At 46.3% G+C, this 21557-nt stretch carries 16 protein-coding genes; 10 read left to right on the forward strand and 6 right to left on the reverse strand.

The annotated features are described in order from the left end of the window. Positions 1–230: 230 nt before the first annotated feature. Positions 231–1760 (reverse strand): photosystem II chlorophyll-binding protein CP47, encoded by a 1530-nt coding sequence (psbB, locus tag QUB16_RS27995; protein WP_333321239.1) that lies wholly within the window; start codon positions 1758–1760, stop codon positions 231–233. Between the two features lie 198 nt (positions 1761–1958). Beyond that, positions 1959–2288, reverse strand: coding sequence for a hypothetical protein (locus tag QUB16_RS28000; RefSeq protein WP_333321241.1), 330 nt, complete (start codon positions 2286–2288; stop codon positions 1959–1961). A 155-nt stretch (positions 2289–2443) separates the two neighbouring features. Between QUB16_RS28000 and QUB16_RS28005 the strand changes: the two genes are divergently transcribed. The 3 genes from QUB16_RS28005 (at position 2444) to mnmG (ending at position 5151) form a co-directional block, all read left to right on the forward strand. Continuing rightward, complete coding sequence (locus QUB16_RS28005; RefSeq protein WP_333207274.1) at positions 2444–2815, forward strand: type II toxin-antitoxin system RelE/ParE family toxin; 372 nt, start codon at positions 2444–2446, stop codon at positions 2813–2815. Next, positions 2805–3158 (forward strand): transcriptional regulator, encoded by a 354-nt coding sequence (locus QUB16_RS28010; RefSeq protein WP_333105480.1) that lies wholly within the window; start codon positions 2805–2807, stop codon positions 3156–3158. Before QUB16_RS28005 ends, QUB16_RS28010 begins: the two co-directional genes overlap by 11 nt. Positions 3159–3234: 76 nt before the next feature. Next, a complete protein-coding gene (gene mnmG, locus QUB16_RS28015; protein WP_333321243.1) occupies positions 3235–5151 on the forward strand; it encodes a tRNA uridine-5-carboxymethylaminomethyl(34) synthesis enzyme MnmG in 1917 nt (638 codons plus the stop codon). Between the two features lie 719 nt (positions 5152–5870). Here the strand turns inward: mnmG and glgP are convergent. The 3 genes from glgP to QUB16_RS28030 all read right to left on the reverse strand — a co-directional run bounded on the left by glgP (position 5871) and on the right by QUB16_RS28030 (position 9121). Then, entirely contained in the window at positions 5871–8429 is a 2559-nt protein-coding gene (gene glgP / locus QUB16_RS28020; RefSeq protein ID WP_333321265.1) for an alpha-glucan family phosphorylase, read from the reverse strand. A gap of 111 nt (positions 8430–8540) precedes the next feature. After that, positions 8541–8684: a hypothetical protein gene (locus tag QUB16_RS28025; RefSeq protein ID WP_333321245.1), complete on the reverse strand. Its 144-nt coding sequence runs from the start codon at positions 8682–8684 to the stop codon at positions 8541–8543. Between the two features lie 305 nt (positions 8685–8989). After that, on the reverse strand, positions 8990–9121 hold the full coding sequence (locus QUB16_RS28030; protein WP_333321247.1) for a hypothetical protein: 132 nt from the start codon (positions 9119–9121) through the stop codon (positions 8990–8992). Positions 9122–9375: 254 nt separating this feature from the next. Here QUB16_RS28030 and QUB16_RS28035 point away from each other — a divergent pair, with 254 nt between their 5' ends. Continuing rightward, positions 9376–9693: a helix-turn-helix transcriptional regulator gene (locus QUB16_RS28035; RefSeq protein WP_333321249.1), complete on the forward strand. Its 318-nt coding sequence runs from the start codon at positions 9376–9378 to the stop codon at positions 9691–9693. Positions 9694–9953: 260 nt separating this feature from the next. Here QUB16_RS28035 and QUB16_RS28040 read toward each other — a convergent pair whose 3' ends face one another. Beyond that, entirely contained in the window at positions 9954–13301 is a 3348-nt protein-coding gene (locus tag QUB16_RS28040; RefSeq protein ID WP_333321251.1) for an EAL domain-containing protein, read from the reverse strand. A 342-nt stretch (positions 13302–13643) separates the two neighbouring features. Here QUB16_RS28040 and QUB16_RS28045 point away from each other — a divergent pair, with 342 nt between their 5' ends. The 6 genes from QUB16_RS28045 (at position 13644) to QUB16_RS28070 (ending at position 21399) form a co-directional block, all read left to right on the forward strand. Beyond that, positions 13644–14222 (forward strand): hypothetical protein, encoded by a 579-nt coding sequence (locus QUB16_RS28045; protein ID WP_333321253.1) that lies wholly within the window; start codon positions 13644–13646, stop codon positions 14220–14222. A gap of 352 nt (positions 14223–14574) precedes the next feature. Beyond that, entirely contained in the window at positions 14575–15612 is a 1038-nt protein-coding gene (locus QUB16_RS28050) for a M20/M25/M40 family metallo-hydrolase (RefSeq protein WP_333321255.1), read from the forward strand. A 280-nt stretch (positions 15613–15892) separates the two neighbouring features. Further along, the gene (locus QUB16_RS28055; protein WP_333321257.1) at positions 15893–17698 is read left to right on the forward strand and encodes an ABC-ATPase domain-containing protein; all 1806 of its coding nucleotides are present in this window, start codon (positions 15893–15895) and stop codon (positions 17696–17698) included. A 160-nt stretch (positions 17699–17858) separates the two neighbouring features. Continuing rightward, positions 17859–20219 (forward strand): FHA domain-containing protein, encoded by a 2361-nt coding sequence (locus tag QUB16_RS28060; protein ID WP_333321259.1) that lies wholly within the window; start codon positions 17859–17861, stop codon positions 20217–20219. After that, entirely contained in the window at positions 20216–20665 is a 450-nt protein-coding gene (locus QUB16_RS28065) for an EVE domain-containing protein (RefSeq protein WP_333321261.1), read from the forward strand. Before QUB16_RS28060 ends, QUB16_RS28065 begins: the two co-directional genes overlap by 4 nt. Before the next feature lie 146 nt (positions 20666–20811). Continuing rightward, positions 20812–21399 (forward strand): REP-associated tyrosine transposase, encoded by a 588-nt coding sequence (locus QUB16_RS28070; RefSeq protein WP_333321263.1) that lies wholly within the window; start codon positions 20812–20814, stop codon positions 21397–21399. The last annotated feature ends 158 nt before the right edge of the window (positions 21400–21557 follow it).

Genomic DNA, 21557 nt, shown 5'->3' on the forward strand with positions numbered 1-21557 from the left:
CGCTCGCACTGTAAATGCAAAACTGAGATGCTCCCCATCCCACAAACTTGTGGAAGTTATTTAATTCTCATTCCTAAGCGCGATAGGGATATTAAGACTGAAATGTCTTAAGAATCCCCGTGCCTTAAGGCGGGGGAGTGTCAATATTAACTAAAAAAACCCGGTTTCTTCAAGAAACCGGGTTTTTTTACACCGGGGAAGTTTCCCGGCTAGCCAGAGGGTGGCGAAATTTAGAGAGGTTCTTCTCTTCTGGTGGTCACGTCGCCCAGTTTTTGGAACAAGCCCCACTCGACTTGTTCTTCCATGTCAGCCTCAACACCAGCAAAAACGTCGCGGAAAATAGTCCGAGAACCGTGCCAGATATGGCCGAAGAAGAACAGCAAAGCAAAGCAAACGTGTCCGAAAGTGAACCAACCGCGAGTCGAAGTGCGGAACACCCCGTCAGAATTCAAGGTTTCGCGATCGAATTCAAATACTTCACCTTTTTGAGCAGCGCGAGCAAACTGCTTAACATCTAGAGGATTATTAAAGGTTTGACCGTTAAGTTCGCCGCCGTAGAAGCTGACTGTAACTCCGCTTTGTTCAAAGCTGTATTTTGATTCAGCACGGCGGAAGGGGATGTCAGCGCGAACGACCCCATCTTTGTCCGTCAAAATTACTGGGAAAGTTTCAAAGAAGTTGGGGAGGCGGCGAACCGACAATACCCGACCTTCGCTGTCAGTAAATACTGGATGGCCCAGCCAAGATTTAGCAATACCGTCGCCATTGACCATCGCGCCGGCGCGGAACAAACCGCCTTTAGCAGGAGAGTTGCCCACGTAGTCGTAGAAAGCCAATTTTTCGGGAATTTGTTCGTAAGCGGATTGGAAGCTTTGGCCACCGGCCAAGCTAGCTTGAGCTCGGCGATCGATTTCTTGTTGGAAATAGCCGCTGTCCCACTGATAGCGAGTCGGGCCAAAAAGTTCGATCGGAGTTGCAGCAGAACCGTACCACATCGTACCCGCAACCACAAAGGCTGCAAAGAACACGGCAGCGATACTGCTAGAAAGTACAGTTTCGATATTCCCCATCCGCAGGGCTTTGTAAAGACGTTCCGGCGGCCGCACTGTCAAGTGAAACAAACCGGCAATTACGCCGACTACGCCCGCTGCAATGTGGTGAGCCACGATGCCGCCCGGATTGAACGGATCGAAGCCTTCAGGGCCCCAAGAAGGCGCCACTGGCTGGACGTGACCGGTCAGGCCGTAGGGGTCGGACACCCACATTCCCGGGCCAAAAAGTCCCGAAAGGTGAAATGCGCCGAAGCCGAAGCAAAGCAAGCCGGAGAGGAACAGGTGAATGCCAAACATTTTTGGCAAGTCGAGGGCTGGTTCACCGGTGCGAGGGTCTCTGAAAAGTTCTAAGTCCCAAAATACCCAGTGCCAAACTGCTGCTAAGAACAGCAGGCCAGAGAGGACGATGTGAGCGACGGCGACGCCTTCAAAGGACCAGAAGCCCGGATCGACGTTACCTTCGCCAGTGATGCTCCAACCGCCCCAAGAACCCGTAACTCCCAAGCGAGTCATGAAGGGCAACACGAACATCCCTTGACGCCACATTGGGTTCAGAACTGGGTCTGTGGGGTCAAAAACTGCTAGTTCATAAAGGGCCATTGAGCCGGCCCAACCTGCCACGAGGGCAGTGTGCATTAAGTGTACAGAAATCAATCGGCCTGGGTCATTTAAGACGACTGTGTGTACGCGATACCAGGGTAGTCCCATTGACTGCGGTTCTCCAAGGTGTAAGTGATGATGTCTATTTTTACGGAAAAATCAGATTCTGAATCCCCAGCAGTTACCTGCAGGGTTTAAACTCTGCCTTTTGCCGACTGCCATCTACCTTCAAAGGTGGAGGCATAAAAATGAAAGTTATTTAAAGAAGTGTATCGAGTGTTAGAACCGATTGCAATATGTTGAGCATTACATTAGTTGCGGGTTGCCCATTTCGCAGCGGGCGGCGATCGTCCCGAGGCGTTCGAGGACTTGCTCGGCATCGATCAGTCTGGTGAGGGTAACGTTGCCGATATTTTTGGCGGGATCGGCCGGATCGGGACGAACTGCTGGTTCGACTTCTACCATGAGTACGGCGTCTTCTACGCGGTAGAGCCACATTTTTTCGTTGCGATCGGAAAGACAGAGGTTGAGCTGTTGGATGTCCGGCGGCCGCCTCCAGGCAGCGTGACTCCACTCGCCGCCGACGCCCCAGACGCGCCCAACTTTCCAGCCGTCGGATAAGAAGAAGTATTTCACTTGTGTACGCTTGTTGAGATTTTTTTGTCTAACATAACGCAAAACAGGAAAAGTACGGAATTGTTGAACTGCGAAGGCGCGAAGGGTGCATATTAAATATGGTTATTCGATCGACTATTGTCTATAATATGCTATGTAAGGCATAATCGATCCAAATGACATGGAACATTCAGTTTCACTTTGATTTTTACTCTGAGTTTAGCGAATTCCCCACTGATGTCAGATTAGAGCTTTTAGCAAAACTCACACTGTTACAAGAATTTGGCCCAAACCTCAAGCGTCCTCACGTCGATACTCTCAATGGTTCTACCTACACCAATATGAAAGAACTTAGGTTTCAGGCGGCTGATGGAGTTTGGCGAGTCGCTTTTGCATTTGACCCCCGCAGAGAAGCGATTTTGTTGGTAGCTGGGGACAAATCGGGTAGTAGTGAGAAGCGATTTTACAAGCAAATAATTAAGATAGCAGATAGTAGATTTGCCGACCATTTGAATAAGTTAATGGAGCAAGAAACAGATGACAATTAGCCTGAAGACTATTATGGAAAATTTGCCTCCCGAACAACGAGCAATAGTCGAAAAGCGATCGGTTGAATTAATGGCTGAAGAAATGACCTTGCAAGACTTACGAAAAGCAAGGAAATTTACTCAGATTCGCATGGCAGAATTATTAAATATGCGTCAAGAAAATGTCTCGCGACTAGAACGCCGTGCGGATTTGTTGGTATCTACTTTGCAAAGTTATATCGCGGCAATGGGTGGGGAGTTGTCATTTGTCGTAGAATTCAAAGATCGACCCCCCGTAAAAATTACTGGATTAACATCGATGTTTGAAGAAAGCAGCTACACTAATGGAGAGGAAGAGTTTTAATTGAGGAAACTAAAACCTAATTTTGCCAGATGTCTATTCTTCAATCTAAAATCTAAAATCTAAAATCTAAAATCGAATGACCGCACAAACACCCGTAGAATTCCAAGACAGTTTCGACATCATCGTAGTAGGTGGCGGACACTCCGGCTGCGAAGCCGCCCTCGCCACTTCTCGCCTCGGATGTCGCACCCTTCTCCTCACCCTCAACCTCGACAAAATTGCGTGGCAACCTTGCAATCCGGCTGTCGGCGGCCCGGCTAAAACCCAACTTACTAACGAAGTTGATGCGTTAGGCGGGGAAATTGGCAAAATGGCCGATCGCACCTACCTACAAAAACGCATCCTCAACTCTTCGAGAGGCCCTGCAGTTTGGGCGCTGAGAGCACAAACTGACAAGCGGGAATACGCCGCTGTCATGAATAATATTGTTGAAAACCAACCCAATTTGACCATCCGGGAAGCGATGGTGACAGACTTAGTTTTGGGCAAAAACGAAGAAGTTATCGGAGTCGAAACATACTTCGGCGTCGCTTTTGAATGCAAAGCAGTAATTCTGACCACAGGCACTTTTTTAGGTGGCACAATTTGGGTGGGCAATAAGTCGATGCCCGCCGGACGTGCGGGAGAATTTGCCGCCGTTGGTTTGACGGAAACTCTCAATCGTTTGGGCTTTGAAACGGGCAGGTTAAAAACAGGAACTCCGGCAAGAGTTGACAAACGTACTCTCGATTACACCAACATGGAACCGCAGCCGGGAGATGCAGAGGTTCGCTGGTTTAGTTTCGATCCAGAAGTTTGGATCGAACGGGAACAAATGCCTTGTTATTTGACTCGAACTACGCCAGCTACTCATCAGTTAATTAGAGACAATTTGCACCTTTCTCCAGTCTACGGCGGCTGGGTTGATGCGAAGGGGCCGCGCTACTGTCCGAGTATTGAAGATAAGATTGTGCGGTTTGCGGATAAGGAAAGTCACCAGATTTTTATTGAACCGGAAGGTAGAGATATTCCTGAACTTTATATCCAAGGATTTTCTACGGGTTTACCGGAAAATTTGCAATTGCAAATGCTGCGGACTCTTCCGGGTTTGGAAAAGTGCGAGATGATGCGCCCTGCTTATGCTGTGGAGTACGATTATTTGCCGGCTACTCAGTGCTTTCCAACGCTGATGACTAAGAAGATTGAAGGGCTGTTTTGCGCGGGTCAGGTGAACGGTACAACTGGATATGAGGAGGCTGCTGCACAGGGGCTCGTGGCGGGTATTAATGCAGCCCGGTTTGCGAAAAATCAGGAGATGATTGTGTTTCCTCGCGAGCAAAGTTATATCGGCACTCTGATAGATGATTTGTGTACGAAGGATTTGCGGGAACCTTACCGGATGTTGACTTCGCGATCGGAATATCGGCTATTATTGCGATCGGACAATGCGGATCAACGCTTGACTCCGCTGGGACGGGAAATTGGTTTGATTGACGATCGCCGCTGGGAGTTGTTCGATCGCAAACAAGCTAATATTGTGGCAGAGAAGGAACGCTTGTACTCGACGCGGGTGAAAGAACACGAGGAGATTGGCAAGGCAATTTTGGCTGATACTCAACAAGCGATTAAAGGTTCAATTACTCTGGCTGATTTGTTGCGTCGTCCTGGTTTTCATTATGTGGATTTGGAACGCTACAATTTAGGCAATCCTAGTCTGAAGTTGGCTGAGAAAGATGGTGCAGAAATTGACATCAAATATTCCGGCTACCTGCAAAGACAGCAAAATCAAATCGATGACATTGCCAAACACGAACGCCGACAATTGCCTGCAGATTTGGATTACATGGCAATTACAACTCTCTCCAAAGAATCGCGGGAAAAGTTGGCTAAGGTGAAACCGCTGACGATTGGCCAAGCGGCGAGAATTGGTGGGGTAAATCCGGCTGATGTTAATGCTTTGTTGATTTTTCTGGAAGTGCGAAACCGTCAGCAGCCAGCGGCTGTAAGTAAATAAGCTAAACTATAGCCTTTCGAGCTCTCATATGAGGTACTCATGGGCATAGGGCATAGGGCATAGCGCATAGCACATAGCGCATACCTCACTTTTTTGAGAAGCGCTATAGAGGTGTCTCAAAGCTGCCTTCAATTTTATGGAATAGCAGGATGAAAAAGTGTGACTATTGTGAAACCACTATTTTGTTATGCGGCTTTCCTATTGATGGATATAGATTCTGGGCCTTGCTAATTCACGGTATAAATCAACTTTTATCGGAAGTTACAAAACTCACCATACTGGGCTTATAAAAATTCCGAAATCTTGAATTTATACCTGTATTCAGCAACACCAAAAATAAGGAAAACTGGCAGAATATCAACTCTAACTGATGAAATTCTGCCAGTATATGGTAGATATTGATCTATCCTCGAACCCCGTCTGAATTTCGCAAATATTCCGCAGAATAATCAGCGTTCATCGGTGATTCAAACATCCCCGAAAGCCCCACCAGTGTTGCCACCCTCAAAGCATTAAAAGAACAGCGAGATGCCTTGCTGTACGCTTATATACGCGCTCACTGGTGGTACTGGGGAATAGGCGGAATTTGGTATTGGGCGATCGCACAATCGGCTAAATAGTCATTCCCCAAGGAAGATAACAAAAGTGGGAGAGTCGGAGAGAGGGAGAATTAGGAAAATCTTCCTTTATTCTCCTGACTCCTGACTACTGACTACTGACTAATGTGCCCAGAGAATCACGCCAGCTTCATAAGGACTGCTGAGATTATCGTGCTTCGGCAAAACGCGCAAGGACAAACCTTGCAAACCGCTAGAAGTATAAGTAATGTCAGCCGTATAAAGGCTAGCATTGTGAGAATCTTCTCCCAAATACTCCATCACCACCGGCACGCCACCGATGATATCGCCGTTAGCATCAACCGAGCCTTGATAAAGTTCAACTTGCACGTCTGCAGGGGTCAATCCCATCAGATTAATCCGAGATTTAACAGCGATCGACTGATTGACCTTAACTTCCTTATCTTGGGAAATATCAACAGCCTCAATCTTAATATCGTGCCACTTCGCGAGAACGTGCTTCTTCCAGTGAGACAACTCCTTGGCGGGAGCGCAATTATCCGAAGTCATGGTGTGGTAGCGATCGCTCACCGGGAAATAAGCCCGCCGCGCGTAATCTTTCACCATCCGAGCAGTATTGAAGAAAGGACAGTTCAAGCGAATAGAATCCTTCATTTTCGCCGTCCAACCGCGGGGAATGCCATCAGCATCGCGGTTGTAAAATAGGGGTACAACTTCCTTTTCCATCAAGTCGTACAAAGCATTCGCCTCGACCTCATCCTGATACTTAGTATCTTCGTAAAATTCCCCATGCCCGATCGGCCAACCGGTGCGAACATAATCAGCCTCATCCCACCATCCGTCGAGGATGCTCAGATTCGGCAAACCGTTCATCGAAGCTTTCATCCCCGAAGTCCCGGAAGCCTCACGCGGACGGCGTGGCGTATTCAGCCACACATCGCAGCCCGACACCATCATCCGAGCGACGTTAATGTCGTAGTTCGGCAAAAAGACCATCGAGCTGATCGTGTCGTGCTCGCGGATGAAGTGAACGATATCCCGAATCAATTCCTTACCCGGAATATCCATCGGGTGAGCCTTCCCAGCAATCACAAACTGCACCGGGCGGTTTTTGTCCCGCATGATCCGCATAATTCGATCGACATCGCGCAAAAACAGTGTAGCCCGCTTGTAAGTAGCAAAGCGGCGGGCAAACCCGATCGTCAGCACCTTCGGATCGAGAGCCTCCCGCGCGTGTTCGATTTCCGTTTGGGCCGCACCGCGCTCGCGCAAAGTCTTTTGCAGCCACTCGCGTGCGAACACCACCAACTCCGATCGACAGCGTTCGTGATTGCGCCACAATTCCTCGTCAGGAATCGATGACATCCGATCCCAGAGTCGATCGTCCTTGCGAGTCATTTCCCAATCCGGGCCGAGGTATCGATCGTACAACTCCTGAGTAGACTTCGCCACACAACTGCGAGCGTGCACCCCGTTGGTAATTGAAGTAATTGGTACTTCTTCCTGCGGCAAACCCGGCCACAAACCCTGAAACATCGGGCGCGACACCACGCCGTGCAAAGCCGCCACCCCGTTGACAAAACTCGACATTTTAATTGCCAAAATTGCCATATTCAGAGGTGCGGACAAATCGCCAGTATTCTCCCGGCCCAATCCCAAAAACTGATCTTGCGACAAGCCAAACATCTTGGGATACTGACCTAGATAGTGCATCACCATATCCGGCTCGAACAAGTCAAACCCAGCAGGCACCGGCGTGTGAGTCGTAAACATACTGCTCGAAACCACCACCTGTTCCGCTTCCACGAAACTCAGGTGATATTCCTCCATCAGCATCCGAATGCGTTCCAAAGCCATGAAAGCCGCGTGGCCTTCATTCATGTGATAAGCCGTAACTGTCAGCCCCAATGCCTTGAGCATTTTCACGCCGCCGATGCCCAGCATGATTTCTTGGTGCATCCGCAGAGTTTTATCACCGCCATACAGTTGGTCGGTAATATCTTGGTCGTAGCGGCTGTTAGGTTCAATATTTGTATCCATTAGGTACAAAGGAACCGTTCCCACTTGTACTCGCCAAATCCGGGCATACACCTTGCGGCCGGGATAGTCCACCTCAATCCGCAATTCCGAACCGTCGGGATTGCGTTCTGGGTGCAGCGGCATATTGTAGAAATCGTTGAGCGGATAGCGTTCTTGCTGCCAGCCGTCGGCGTTGAGATACTGCGAAAAATAGCCTTCTTGGTAGAGCAGGCCGACACCGACTAAGGGCAAGCCCAAATCACTAGCTGATTTGAGGTGGTCGCCTGCGAGCACGCCCAAACCGCCTGAATAGATGGGTAGGGCTTTAACTAAGCCGAATTCCATCGAAAAGTAAGCGTAGCATTCTTGCTGCTCGGTGCCGCGCTGTTTGCGGTACCAGGCGCGGTTTTTGAGATAATCGTCTAACTGCTGGGCTGCTCGGTTCATTTGGGCAATGAAGCCTTCGTCTTCTGCCATTTCTTGCAGTCGCTCTTGAGATATGGTTCCGAGCATCAGCACCGGGTTTTGATTGCTGGAGTCCCACAGGTCTCGATCGAGGCGGCGGAAGAGGTCTTTGGTATCGACGTTCCAGTCCCAGTGCAAGTTGTAGGCAAGCTTGCGTAGGGGTTCGAGAATTGTCGGTAGCGACGGGGAAACGTTAAATGTGCGAATTGGCTGCATAGACAAAGCCTTTATGTTGGGGTAGCGATATTTTCCTCTGTCTTTAGGTACAAGTCCGTTATTCTGCACACTATTTTAAGTTTTAAGCTGCGGGGGCGATCGGCTCTTACCTTAACTGCGGTGGGCCGAGCAAATGCCGATCGCCCGCAAAACAGCTTTTCGCACTTCTGGATGAGATTTCTCAATACCGTTAGACCGAAAAATCCAGTGTCCGCCGCCCGCGTGTTCCAGCAAAATTCTCTTTCCATCGGGCAAAACTATTTGCCACAAGTTTAAAACGGAGGTTGATTAACAGTAAGACTTTTTCTGACATTTGCTAACAATCAGTTACATTTGCCTTCTTGTCTTCATGTCATATAGAATGAATTTAGCCACTCAGATGTAGGTGAAAAACCTTGGTAGTACGCAACCGCTATATAAATAAGTTGCCTCTACATTATCAAAGCAAATAATCAGATTGGCTAAGAGCTGTAAGCGATAACCAAGCTGAAGGCAAGAATATAAGTGCTTGTAGAAATTTCTACGGGCATCGGTTGATACGCCTTTGTTGAGATATGATCTCAACTTATGTATTTGTTAGCAAATGTTAGCAAAAAAGTATCGGTTTTAACTAGCTTGCACTGAATTTCGCGCAAGTTGCTTTCCATGAGCTTGAGTTGATGCAGTACCTGATTTTGGGCCGCTGATTTCATGGGATTTTCACTCCTGATTTAACGCTTGTGAGAGAAAGGGGCTTGGTTCTGCAAGTCCAAACCCCAGCAGGTTAAGGGGTATGCACGTGTTTGTGAAAACACTTGCACTAATGGGAGACACTATTGTTAAGGCGGTTTGAGCAAGCTAAACACCCTATGTCAGGCCCGCCCGGCCGCCTTTTGTTGTGCCTATAAAAGCAAGCATACTTGCGTAATTTTGTTTGTCAAGTGTGCTTGCTTTGTTTTGCTGATATATGTCCCGAAAGAAGCCCAATCAAGATCCAAATACCAAGCCAGCCTTGCAAGTATTGAGAGAGGCTGTCGGTTTAACTCAATCTCAACTCGCAAGCCAAATCCCCGATAAAACAGGAGCAAAAACTTTAACTCGACAGGCGATTAGCAATTGGGAGCGAGGACTTGATGCCCCTGAGCTGACAATTCCTCAAGTTAAAGCGCTGTGTCACGCTTTGGGCAAGAATCTTAACGAATTGCCCGACAACTTAGGCCCGCCGAAGCGCTCTAGCAGTGATGATGTTGGGGATGCAGCGCAGGAAAATAAGTCGGGAGACTAAGATTCGCGGTCAAGAACTATAACTTTCGGGGGCGCACGAAGCACCTGATCCCTATTGGTGGGTGAGGCGCGCCGATTAACTATTGTCAGCAATAGATAAATCTTGAACCGCGCCTCACCCACCCTACAAATGACTGACATCTTGCACCATTCTCAATTAGCCTTTTAGGAACAGGCTTTCCGGCCTGTTCCACAAGAAAATCTACTCTTTGTGGAATGGGCCGGAGAGCCCGTTCTTGAGAATAGTGCAAGATGTGAGTATTATGCAATTTTAACTTTCCTCAACTGAGAATTTACCAATAGCTTCCTAGCATCATTGGCTGATAGTGCAGGGCTGAAATAATGGCCCTGAATTTCTTGACAGTGGAGCGATCGCAAACACTCCAACTGCTCTTTAGTTTCTACTCCTTCGGCTACCACGCTCAAGTTCAAATCTCGCCCCAGCGTCGCTACAGCCTTGGCGATCGCCAGTTCGCACGGATCGGTCGTCAATCCGCTGACAAACGACCTGTCTATTTTTAAGATATTCAAGGGAAACTTTTTGAGATAATTTAGAGAACAATAACCTGTGCCGAAATCGTCCAGCGCAATTTGCACTCCCATATTCTGCAACTCCCTGAGAACTTTTGTGGTATAATCCATATCTTGCATGGCTGTAGTCTCGGTAATTTCTAACTCTAAATACTTGGGTGCTAAACCGCTTTTTTCCAAGCATTTCGCTACCATTTCTAATAAATTAAATTGCTGGAACTGCCTAGCCGAAACGTTGACTGCTACCCGCAAATCTGGCTGCAAAGCATCCTGCCAAGCTTTATTTTGAGTGCAGGCTGTTTGCAGCACCCATTCCCCAATAGGTACAATGAGTCCGTTCTCTTCGGCGATGGGAATAAATGTAGCGGGAGTAACTAAACCTAATTCTGGATGTTGCCAGCGCAGCAGGGCTTCCATGCCCTGAATTTCCCAAGTAGTAATGTTGACTTTTGGCTGGTAGAAAACCTCAAATTCTCCCTGTTCTAAAGCCTCGTGCAGTCTGTGTTCTATAGTTAGTAAATGGCTGCCGTGGGGATTAAGTGTTGAAGTATATAACTGATAGTTATTTCTTCCCATTTCTTTAGCGTAATACAAGGCGGCATCGGCATTTTTGACTAAAGTTTCGGCATCTTCACCATCATCGGGATAAAGGGCAATGCCGATGCTGCTGCTAACATGAAACGGTTGTCCTTCTAGTTTAAATGCTGGCTTTAAATTGTTGAGTATTCTTTGAGCTGTTTTAACTGCATCTTCTAAGCAATTGATGTCGGGAAGCAGTATGGTAAATTCGTCGCCTCCCCAGCGGGCAACCGTGTCAGTCGATCGCAAAGTGTCGCTGATGCGTCCGGCAAAACCTTCTAACAGGCGATCGCCCGCAGCGTGACCTAGTGTATCATTAATCTTTTTGAACCTGTCCAAGTCTAAAAACATCACAGCTAGCATTTGTTGGTTTTTTTTAGCTTGTTTTAAGGACGCCAGCAGCCTCTCGTTAAAAAGTATCCGGTTCGGTAAACCGGTGAGTTGGTCATAAACAGCTTGATAGCGAATAATTTCTTCAGCTTGCTTGCGCTGAGTGATATCCATGATCGTGCCGATCGCCCTTACTGCTTTGCCAGTTTCATTGCGGATGATATAGCCGCGATCGAGCACAAAAACATATCCCCCGTCTGCACGGTGAAAGCTGTATTCTTCCGACCAACATTGAGCGCCTGAGCTCATTGTTTCGTAGAAGCTTAACATCACTCTTTCCCGTTCTTCGGGATGAATATTTAGCCACCATGATTCTAACTCTATAGTCTGAGTTTCGTTGAGTTTGTATCCAAAAACTTTTTCAAATTCTTCGCTCAACCAATACTCATTTTTTAACAAATCAAAATCCCATACGGCGTCATTTGTCGCCCGCGTCAGCAGGTGAAAGCGTTCTTCGCTTTTGCGGAGTTTTTCTTCGGATTGCACCCGTTCCGTTACATCCCGAAAGCTGAATACTCGACCAGTAATTTTGCCTCCAGTGCGCTGGGGCAACGAGTAGCGCTCGAAGATTCTGCCATCTGTCAACTCGATGATATCGTAACTTTCTGCTGCGGGGCGAGCGCACAATTCTTTAGCACAGTTGAGAAATATTTCCGGGTATTTTAACTGGTTGATTCCAAACCCCAAAATTTGGTTGTTATCTCTCGAATCAACCAGCAAATCCGGCAACTGCCACATTTCGGAAAATTTACGGTTAAAGCTGACAATTTTTCCTGCACTGTCAACCGCCAGAATACCGTCAGCAGTAGATTCAATGGTTGCTTGAAGCAACGAAAGAGATGTTTCGAGTTCTAACTCTGCTAATTTGCGATCGCTGATGTCAAACGCTGTGATTAATATTGAGGCTTTTTTTTCAAATTTTATAATATCTACAGTTGCTTCAATCCAGCGCATTTTTCCAGTTTTCGTGAGTATTATTAATTCATATTTTGAGCCGGGAATGGAGCGCGCATGGCTGGATTTACCCCATTTTTTAACTATTTCTCGAAAATCTGGATGAATTAAATCGTATAAATCCAACGCTAGCAATTCTTCACGAGAATATCCTGTCAGAGCTTCTGTCTGAGCATTGACATAGCGCAACTGTCTGCGGTGATAGATAAATGCAGCAGCATTAACCGTTTCTATCAGTTGGCGAAACTTTTTTTCACTGCGCCGCAAATTTCTTTCAGCCCGCTTGCTATCAGTAATATCTTGTGCTATATATAACTTGCCGCTGACCTTGCCTTGACCGTCGCGAATAATTGAAATAGAAAGCAGTACAATTATTTTTTTTCCATGTTTGGAAAGGTAGACTTTTTCCACGTTGTGGACAGAACCTTCGGCTGTTAAACTTGCTAACTCTAACTCCTGTGCAGGTGATTCACTTTTCTTAAAAAGTCCGGCTATTGGTTGGCCTAACAACTCTTTTTTAGAGTATCCCAAAAGTTGACAGGTAGCTTGGTTTAACGACAGGATATGACCGCCCGGAGTTGTCGCAATTATCGAGACGTTCATTTCCTCGCAAATATCGAGGGCATATTCGGCAGTTTGCTGCAAATCTTGGGTCATTTGGGCAATAGTATGCCAGATATCCTGTTCTTTTTTTGGATACAACACTTTTTCTCCTTTTGGTAGCTTGTCATTCTCTGTTTCAGACTTCGGCTGGATTAACATCATCGTCTTGGATAAGCTATTTACTGTCTTCGCCCTGCTCAATAATGAGATTACTAAACAAAGAAAAACCAGAAAATAACCGATTACTGTCAACTTAATCGTAGGTTTTTTTCTCGAAGTTTCCTGAGATTGTATATAATTGTATGTCGGTAAATTTACTGGTTTTATTTGGGATAATTTATCCAAAAATAATGCTGCGCTTGCAGAAGTAAGGGGGCGAGATGTCGATCGCAAATAGCTATGTTTCTGATAGCCAATCAAAATCCCTTCAACAGGGCGATTGCCGTGCCCATCTCCTAGGCTGGTCGGTAATATTTTTGGATTAATGCCACATTCCACACCAAAAATAGCAACCGCGAAATATCCCAACATTAATTGAAAAATTATTTTCATTTGCTCTATTTCCTACTCCCCAATATTTTTTGGAGGAACCATAAATCTAAAAAACTTTAGCAGAACTTTCTCTGCCATAGGAAAACCCAGCCACCATTAATTTATGTGGATTTGTAAATTAAATTTTACCAAGCTAATAATTGAGCTTTATAACTAATTATAATTTTAATCTTAATTTAAAATGTGTCATCAGCCATTGTGCCACAAATTATCCCCCATTCTGCCTAGACACCGGGTGGGAGCGCGCTAAAATTAGATAATTCCCGCAAGGAGGCGATCGGGATTTGTTAGAAAAATAAACAATTAGCTTAAAATCGATGCAGAGGTCCACTAATTGAACCCATGAGTCAGACCATCCCAGAACTCCAAAAAGAAGTCCGCGCGCTAGAAGCAGAAGTTGCCGCCCTGCAAGAGTCGCGGGAAAAACTTGGCGTACAGCGCTCTGAGTGCCGAGTGGCAGTCAGTTTTCCCAAAAATAATACTCCTGAAGCTATTGCCGAGTTCCATCAGCAAACTGCTGCTTTTGGGGAGCAGTGGTTGCAGCAAATCCAGGAGATTGACCGAGAGACTAAAATTACTGAAAAGCAACTGCAACAAAAACAGGCTTTACTGTCCTACAAACAAGCTGAAATAGATAAATTGGCGGCAGGACAGCACTGGCAAGAACTAGAAAACAAAGTTCAAACCGGGGAAAAGCGCTTGCAAACACAAGCTCGCAGAATCAATCAAGCAGCAGCGCAGCTAGAGGCAGAAATTCAAGCTTTAAAAGCACTGTACGACCAACTCAATCCCACTTATTCCGAGTGGTTTCAACAACCAACTGAAATAGTAAAATTTTCCGCCACAACTATTCCTTACGCTGTTCCCAGCAGCAGCGGGTTGATATTGGAGAATAAGGAGATTGAGTGGGAAAAGAAGTAGTTTTGCTTGGTAAATTTTCAAGGTAAATTAGTGATTTGAATGTCGCCGTCGAACGCTCAAATAAGCAAGACAGATTCGACGGCAACATCCCAAGGCTTTTACCTGCTTTTTTAGAGATAAAATACAAAACTGCCTCTGGCGCCGTGAATTTTCAGATTTTTGAGTTTCATTTTTTGAAACTGGTTGATTTTTAACTCTGGTGTCAATCTAAAATCTAAAAGATAACAGTTCTGAACGCATCAACCGGGTTTTACGAAAAGACTTTGTGGCAGCCCTCGCTTCCGCTAAAAAACCCGGTTGATGGGAGCGAGGAGTGCGTAAGCTCTGTCTAAAATCTCCAATACACTTACTAATGAAACAATTGATTTGGATAGCGCTATTTATTCTGGTTGCGGTGACGGCTGTCGGGTGGGGTTCTGACTCGTGGCAGCGGTTGTCGGCTGTACCCGAAGTTGGGATCGATCGCAATATCCACACTTCCCAAAACCCGTCTCCCTTACCGCTTCCTGCTGAAAAAAATGCTTTTTATCTGCCCCAAATTGACCCATCTCGGTTGTGGAAACACGTCGAGACTTTAGCAGGAGAACGCGATGGAGAACGAGATCGCTCTTTTACTAGAGACTATATTTCCCAACAACTGCAAACATTAGGATTTTCCGCAGAGTTGCAGCCGTTCGATCGCGGAATTAATGTCTTCGCGGAGAGAAAAGGTACTGACTCAAACGCCGGTGCAATTTTAGTCGCAGCACACTACGATACTGTACCAAACTCCCCAGGCGCTGACGACAATGCGACGGGAGTTGCAGTAGTTTTAGAAGTAGCAAGATTGCTGGGTTCTCGTGCCACACCTCGGACACTGCAAGTAGCATTTTTCGACAGGGAAGAAATCGGACTTTTAGGCAGTTTAGCATTCACCGGTAGCGAGGCGCGGTTAAAAAATTTGCAGGGAGCGATCGTCCTAGATATGCTAGGTTATGCGTGCCGCACCCCCGGATGCCAGCAATATCCCGAAGGATTGACAGCGCAACCTTTTCTAGAAGCATCGGGGGTAACTTCTCCCGACAAAGGGGAGTTTATCGCTGTGATTGGGGATGCGGAACATCCGCTGCTATTGAAAAGTTTTGCGGAGTCGCGAAAAGCCGATTTGCCGCCGGTGGTGGCGCTGCCGGTTCCCCTCAAAGGGTTGCTGACTCCCGATGTTTTACGCAGCGACCACGCGCCTTTTTGGTATAAAGGAATTGGTGCTGTGTTGGTGACGGATACTGCAAATTTGCGATCGCCCCACTATCACCAATCTAGCGATACATTAGCAACTATCGATCGACCTTTTTTCGCCGGTTCTGCTCAAATTGTTGTTAATGCCACGGCTAAATTATTGGAAATTCGGTAATCTACTCGTTACCAGGCAGAGCCTGGTAACGCATATCTGGAGGCTCTGCCTCCAATTTTCCCACGCCAAGCAAGCGAGGCAGAGCCTCTGGAAATCAGTTCCTAGGCAGAGCCTAGGAACTAGGTAAATAACTAATAAGTAATAACTAAGCTGTCACGCATTTAAATTGCATATTCAGGGCGGGCTCTTAGGCCCAACCCCTACTCCCCACAAAGCTTAGATTATTTTTTGACATTCAATTTAAATGCACAACAGCTTAATAACTAATAACCAATAACCAATGACTAACAAAGAAAGCTTGCAACGGCATTTACTGCAACTAGACAATCGAGGCTACAAAGCCTACAAAGACATTCAAGGTAATTACGACTTTTCTGAATTCACCTTAATTATTGATTACGTGCAGGGAGATCCGTTTGCTTCTCCCAGTAAATTTAGAGTCATAGTTCCGCCACACATTGCTCAAATTCCCCGCGAACTTTTCAACTCTCGCAGTCGAGAAATAGCCTTGCGAGATTACCTAACTCGCCAGTTTGACCAAGCAGCCTACAGCATCAGCAGCAAACGCGGCACAGGAAAAAGCGGTTTGATTGCAGTGACTCGCTTCGGACAAGAAGTTTTAGAGCGAAGTTCCGCATTTATAATTTCCTCACATACATCCGATATTGAAGATTTAGGAGGAGTTGAACTGCGATTTGCCGTCGGACTTCCAGCGGGCGGACGCAGTATCTTAGGGCGACAAGCTGCTGAAATGCTGTGCGAAGATATTCCGCAAATTGTCAGCAATTCTCTGAAGTATGCTAACTTAAATGCTGCGGAATGTCGCCGTCACGTTGAAACTGTAGAAGATGCTGACTGGCTGCGGCAGCAGTTAGCTGAAAACGGATTAGTTGCGTTTGTTGCTGACGGTTCTATTTTGCCCCGCCGCAGCGGTGTTGACAACAGTCCTTTGTTAAATAATGCTGTGGCTTTTCAGTCGCCGCCGTCGTTAAAAGTTGAGTTTAATTGTCCGAATCGCGGTTTGATTTCCGGTATGGGTATTCCCGCTGGCATTACTTTGATTGTTGGGGGCGGCTATCACGGCAAATCAACTTTACTCAGGGCGATCGAGTTGGGAGTTTACAACCGAATTCCGGGAGATGGTAGGGAATTTGTGGTGACGAGTCCGGCGGCGGTGAAAATTAGGGCGGAAGATGGCAGAAGTGTTGCGGGAGTTGATATTTCGCCTTTTATTAACCACTTGCCGCAAGGTAGAGATACTGCACAATTTTATACTGAAAATGCGAGCGGTAGCACGTCGCAAGCTGCTAATATTATTGAGGTTTTGGAAGTGGGGAGAAGGAAGAAGGAAGGCACGACACGGATTTTGACACGGATACACGGATTAATTTATGAAGAGGATTTAGTGCCTGTTTTATTGGTGGATGAGGATACGGCGGCGACTAATTTTATGATTCGCGATCGCAGAATGCAGGAACTCATTGCTAAGGATAAGGAACCGATTACACCGTTTATTGATAAAGTGAGACAATTGTATGCGGATTATGGCGTATCGACTATTTTAGTCATGGGCGGAAGCGGCGATTATTTTGATGTGGCGGATACGGTGATTGCACTGGAAAATTTTCAAGCATATAATGTGACGAAAGAAGCTAAAGAGATTGCTAAAAATTACTCGATTAGCCGTGCTGCTGAAGGGGGAGAAAATTTTGGTGATATTACTCAAAGAGTGCCGATTCCTGCTAGTTTAGATCCGAGTCGGGGACGGCGAGATGTGCGGGTGAAGGTGCGGGATGTTGATGAATTGGCTTTCGGAACTGAGGAGATTGATTTGGGTTATGTTGAGCAAATTGTGGACAGCGGACAGTTAAGGGCGATCGCTGCGGCAATGGTTTATGCTAAGCAGCAATACATGGACGGGAAACGCACTTTGTCGGAAATCATAGATTTGGTGATGGCAGATATTGACGCGCAGGGCATGGATATTTTATCGCCTTTTCCTGAAGGGGATTTTGCCATGTTTCGGCGGTTTGAATTGGCTGCGGCAATTAATCGGCTTCGCAGTTTGTCGGTTGTTGCTAAGTAGACTTGCTTAATATAAGTCAAGACGCTTGGGCCCGTGGAAAATTGTAGCGAAAATGTTGGGTTTCGTTCCTCAACCCAACCTACGCACTAATGACTAATGACTAACGACTTCTACTTTTTGATATGCTGACAAAAGTGAGTGCAAAAACCGCGATTGAAGTATGACAGGCTATATAGGACAACTGACTGCTTTAAGCGATCGACCGTATTTAGTATTAAGCAATCAAGGGGAGGTTTTACAGTTAGAGTTAAAACAGCAGCAGCACGTATTGGGGCGCGATCGCACTCGTGCTGATTTAGCCATTCCCGAACCCTGGCGCGCAGTTTCCGGCGTTCACGCTGTTTTGCGCCAAATTGGGGAGAATTACTGGATTTACGACGGTGACGGCCAGCGGCCGAGCACTAATGGCTTATTTGTCGATCGCACTCGCATCACTCCCAATGACGGTTATTGCCTGAAAAACGGCACAGAAATTAAAATCGGTCTCGATCCTCAAAATCAAGTTTTGCTGACTTATTTTAATCCGCTGGCGAATCAGGTTGCTGTCCCTAGCAAGCAGTCAATTCTTCTTAAGAATCGGTCGGTTTTGTTGGGCCGCGATCCAAACGCTTCGCTGCAATTAGATGCGCCGCTTGTTTCTAGACGCCACGCGACAATTGACCAAGACAGTCGCGGCAATTATATTTTGCGAGACCACAGCGTTAACGGGGTTTTTGTTAACGGTCAGCGAGTGACAAATTCTGTACAGTTGTCCGAGGGAGATGCAATTCGGATCGGCCCGTTTACTCTAACTTACCGCAGCGGTGAGTTGCAGATGCAAGACTCCGGCCATCAAATTCGTTTGGATGCTGACTGTCTGGTGATTCCGAAGCGTTTGGATGGCATCACTTTGGCGATCGAACCGGGGGAGTTTGTGGCTTTAGTCGGCGGTAGCGGTGCGGGTAAATCTACTTTAATGCGGACGCTTTTAGGCATTGAAAAAACTACTAACGGCGCTGTGTTTCTCAATGGCGATAACCTGCGCCAAAACTTCAATATTTACCGCAATCAAATCGGTTACGTCCCTCAAGATGATATTGTGCACGCAGATTTGACAGTAGAAGAAGTCTTGAGTTATGCCGCTAAATTGCGCTTACCTCCCGATACAGATGTCAAGCAGGTAGTCGCAAAAACTTTAGAAGATATTGAAATGACTCACCGTCGCAAGGCTTTGGTAAAACAGCTTAGCGGCGGACAGCGAAAGCGGGTCAGCATCGGAGTTGAACTGTTAGCAGACCCGAAACTTTTCTTTTTAGACGAACCGACTTCAGGACTCGATCCGGGTTTGGATAAGAAGATGATGCAACTGCTGCGAAAGTTGGCAAATCAAGGCCGGACGGTGATTTTGGTGACTCACGCGACGGCAAATATCACGATGTGCGATCGGATCGTTTTTATGGGTCGCGGCGGACGCCTTTGCTACTTCGGCCCGCCTAGGGAAGCGCTCGATTTTTTCGATGTCAAAACGGGCGATTTTGCCGACATTTACAACGAATTAGAAACAGGAGAAACCAACGTTCAAAGCTGGGCAGAAAAGTTTAATAAATCTCCCTACTATCAGCGCTATATTGTCAACCACTTGAGCACAGGCAAGGCTAATGCAAAAATACCTTCTGCACCTTCTGTACCAAAATCTCAATCTTTTGTAAAACAACTCGTTTTGCTTGCCCAGCGATATTTTCAACTCGTTTCCCGCGACTTAGTTAACTTAAGTTTAGCTCTTTTAACAGCGCCGATCGGCATTAGTTTGCTGCGGCTAGCGGTCAGAGATAAAGACCCATTAATTGGCGCACCGGAGGCAACTTTAGCACCTTTAGCGCTCAGAGTTTTATTTGTATTTACCTGCGCGGCGATTTGGGTAGGACTGGCAACTTCTCTGCAAGAAATTGTTAAAGAATCTGCTATTTATCTGCGCGAACGTTTGGTCAATTTAGGATTGTTTGCTTATTTAGGTTCAAAAATATTTATACTTTCTGGTTTGGCAGTATTGCAAACGCTGTTAATGGTAGGAGTTATTCTGATTGCTTTTAAATCCCCCGAACCGAGTTTGATTTCCTGGGCGATGGGGGCAACTATTACCACATTCCTAACTTTGATGAGCTGCATAAGCCTCGGATTAGTCGTTTCCGCAATTGTTAAAAATAGCTCTCAAGCTAATAGCGCTTTGCCTCTATTATTGCTGCCTCAAATTATTTTTTCGGGAGTTTTGTTTAAGATGGAAGGTGCGGCGAGCAAGTTTTCTTGGCTGATGTTAAGCCGCTGGTCTGTGGGTGCTTACGGCTCTTTAGTTAATGTGAATGGGATGGTTCCCGCACCTACTACATTGCCGGATGGGAGTACGCTTCCTCAGCCGTTTGAGCCTACTCCTGTTTACGATCCAACCTGGGAGAATTTGGGTTTAAACTGGGGTATTTTGTGCGTGCATATTTTGGTTTATTTGATGTTGACTCTGTGGTTGCAGAAGCGGAAAGATATTCTATGAATTATTGGCTGATGAAGTCGGAACCAGATGTTTACAGTATTGCGGACTTGAAGGGCGATCGCACGTCCATTTGGGATGGCGTTCGCAACTATCAAGCGCGCAATTTTATGCGAGAAATGAGTCGGGGAGACTTAGTATTTTTTTACCATTCTAATACTAAATTTCCGGGTATTGTCGGGTTAGTGCGCGTCGTAGAAACTGGACTTGCTGACCCGAGTCAGTTCGATATTAATAGCGAATATTATGATCCTAAGTCGCCGTTTGATGCTCCTCGTTGGCAAACTGTGAGAGTTGAGTTTGTTGAGGAATTTGCTAAGTTAATATCTTTGGATGAACTGAAACAAAAGTTGAGTGCTGATGAGATTTTGGTGGTGAGGAAAGGCAATCGGTTATCGGTGATGCCGGTATCTGAAAGTGCGGCACAGAAGATTTTGAAGATGAGATAAGTTGTGACCATTTAACTTGCATATTTGGGGCGGGCAAGATGCCCACCCCACAATGCTTAAAGACTTTACAAAAATCCTCGGTAAAGGTATTGAAATTTGGCTTTTTTTAGGCTATTTTATAATAAGTTGCGGTTGTACTTAGTCATATGATTCGCGAAAATTTGAGTCAGGCAAGCAATCAGAATTTGGGCGGGAAAGATGCCGACCCCACAGGTCAATATCAGCTTTTTGTGGGACAGGCTTCTAGTCGGCAACTTAAACTCAGAGAGGCTCAATTAAAAGTTACTTACAGAAATTTACCTCATTGGGAGTTAGAAGGATCGGTCTATTTCATCACTTTTAATACTTGGGAGAAGCTGGAATTAACTCCGGCTGCGAGGCAAGTTGTCCTCAATGCTTGCAAGTTTTTTGATAGGCAAAGGTATCAAATCTTTTGCTTAGTTGTAATGCCCGATCATGTGCATATGCTCATGCAGCCTTTAGCAAAGTCGGATAATAAATTATGGTCGCTCAGCAGCATTCTACACAGTATGAAAAGCTACAGTTCTAAACAAATTCCCAAGGTGATGAAGCATATTGGTACTGTCTGGCAGGATGAGAGACATGACCACATTGTCAGAGATGAACGAGAATTTCAGGTTTTTTGGGAATATATTAGGCAAAATCCTGTCAAAGCTGGTCTTTCAGTGACTCCAGAGGAATATCCTTTTTTCTGGCAAATGTATGAAGTTTAGCTTTTTCTGAATTTCTTGTGGGGTGGGCATCTTGCCCGCCCAAGCTTCAGTCACAGGCAAGATGCCTGTGCCACAAGGATTTCACAGGCAAGATGCCTGTGCCACAAGGATTTCACAGGCAAGATGCCTGTGCCACAAGGATTTCACAGGCAAGATGC

Origin of the sequence: Microcoleus sp. D3_18a_C4, from assembly GCF_036702415.1 — a bacterium.
Lineage (GTDB): Bacteria > Cyanobacteriota > Cyanobacteriia > Cyanobacteriales > Microcoleaceae > Microcoleus.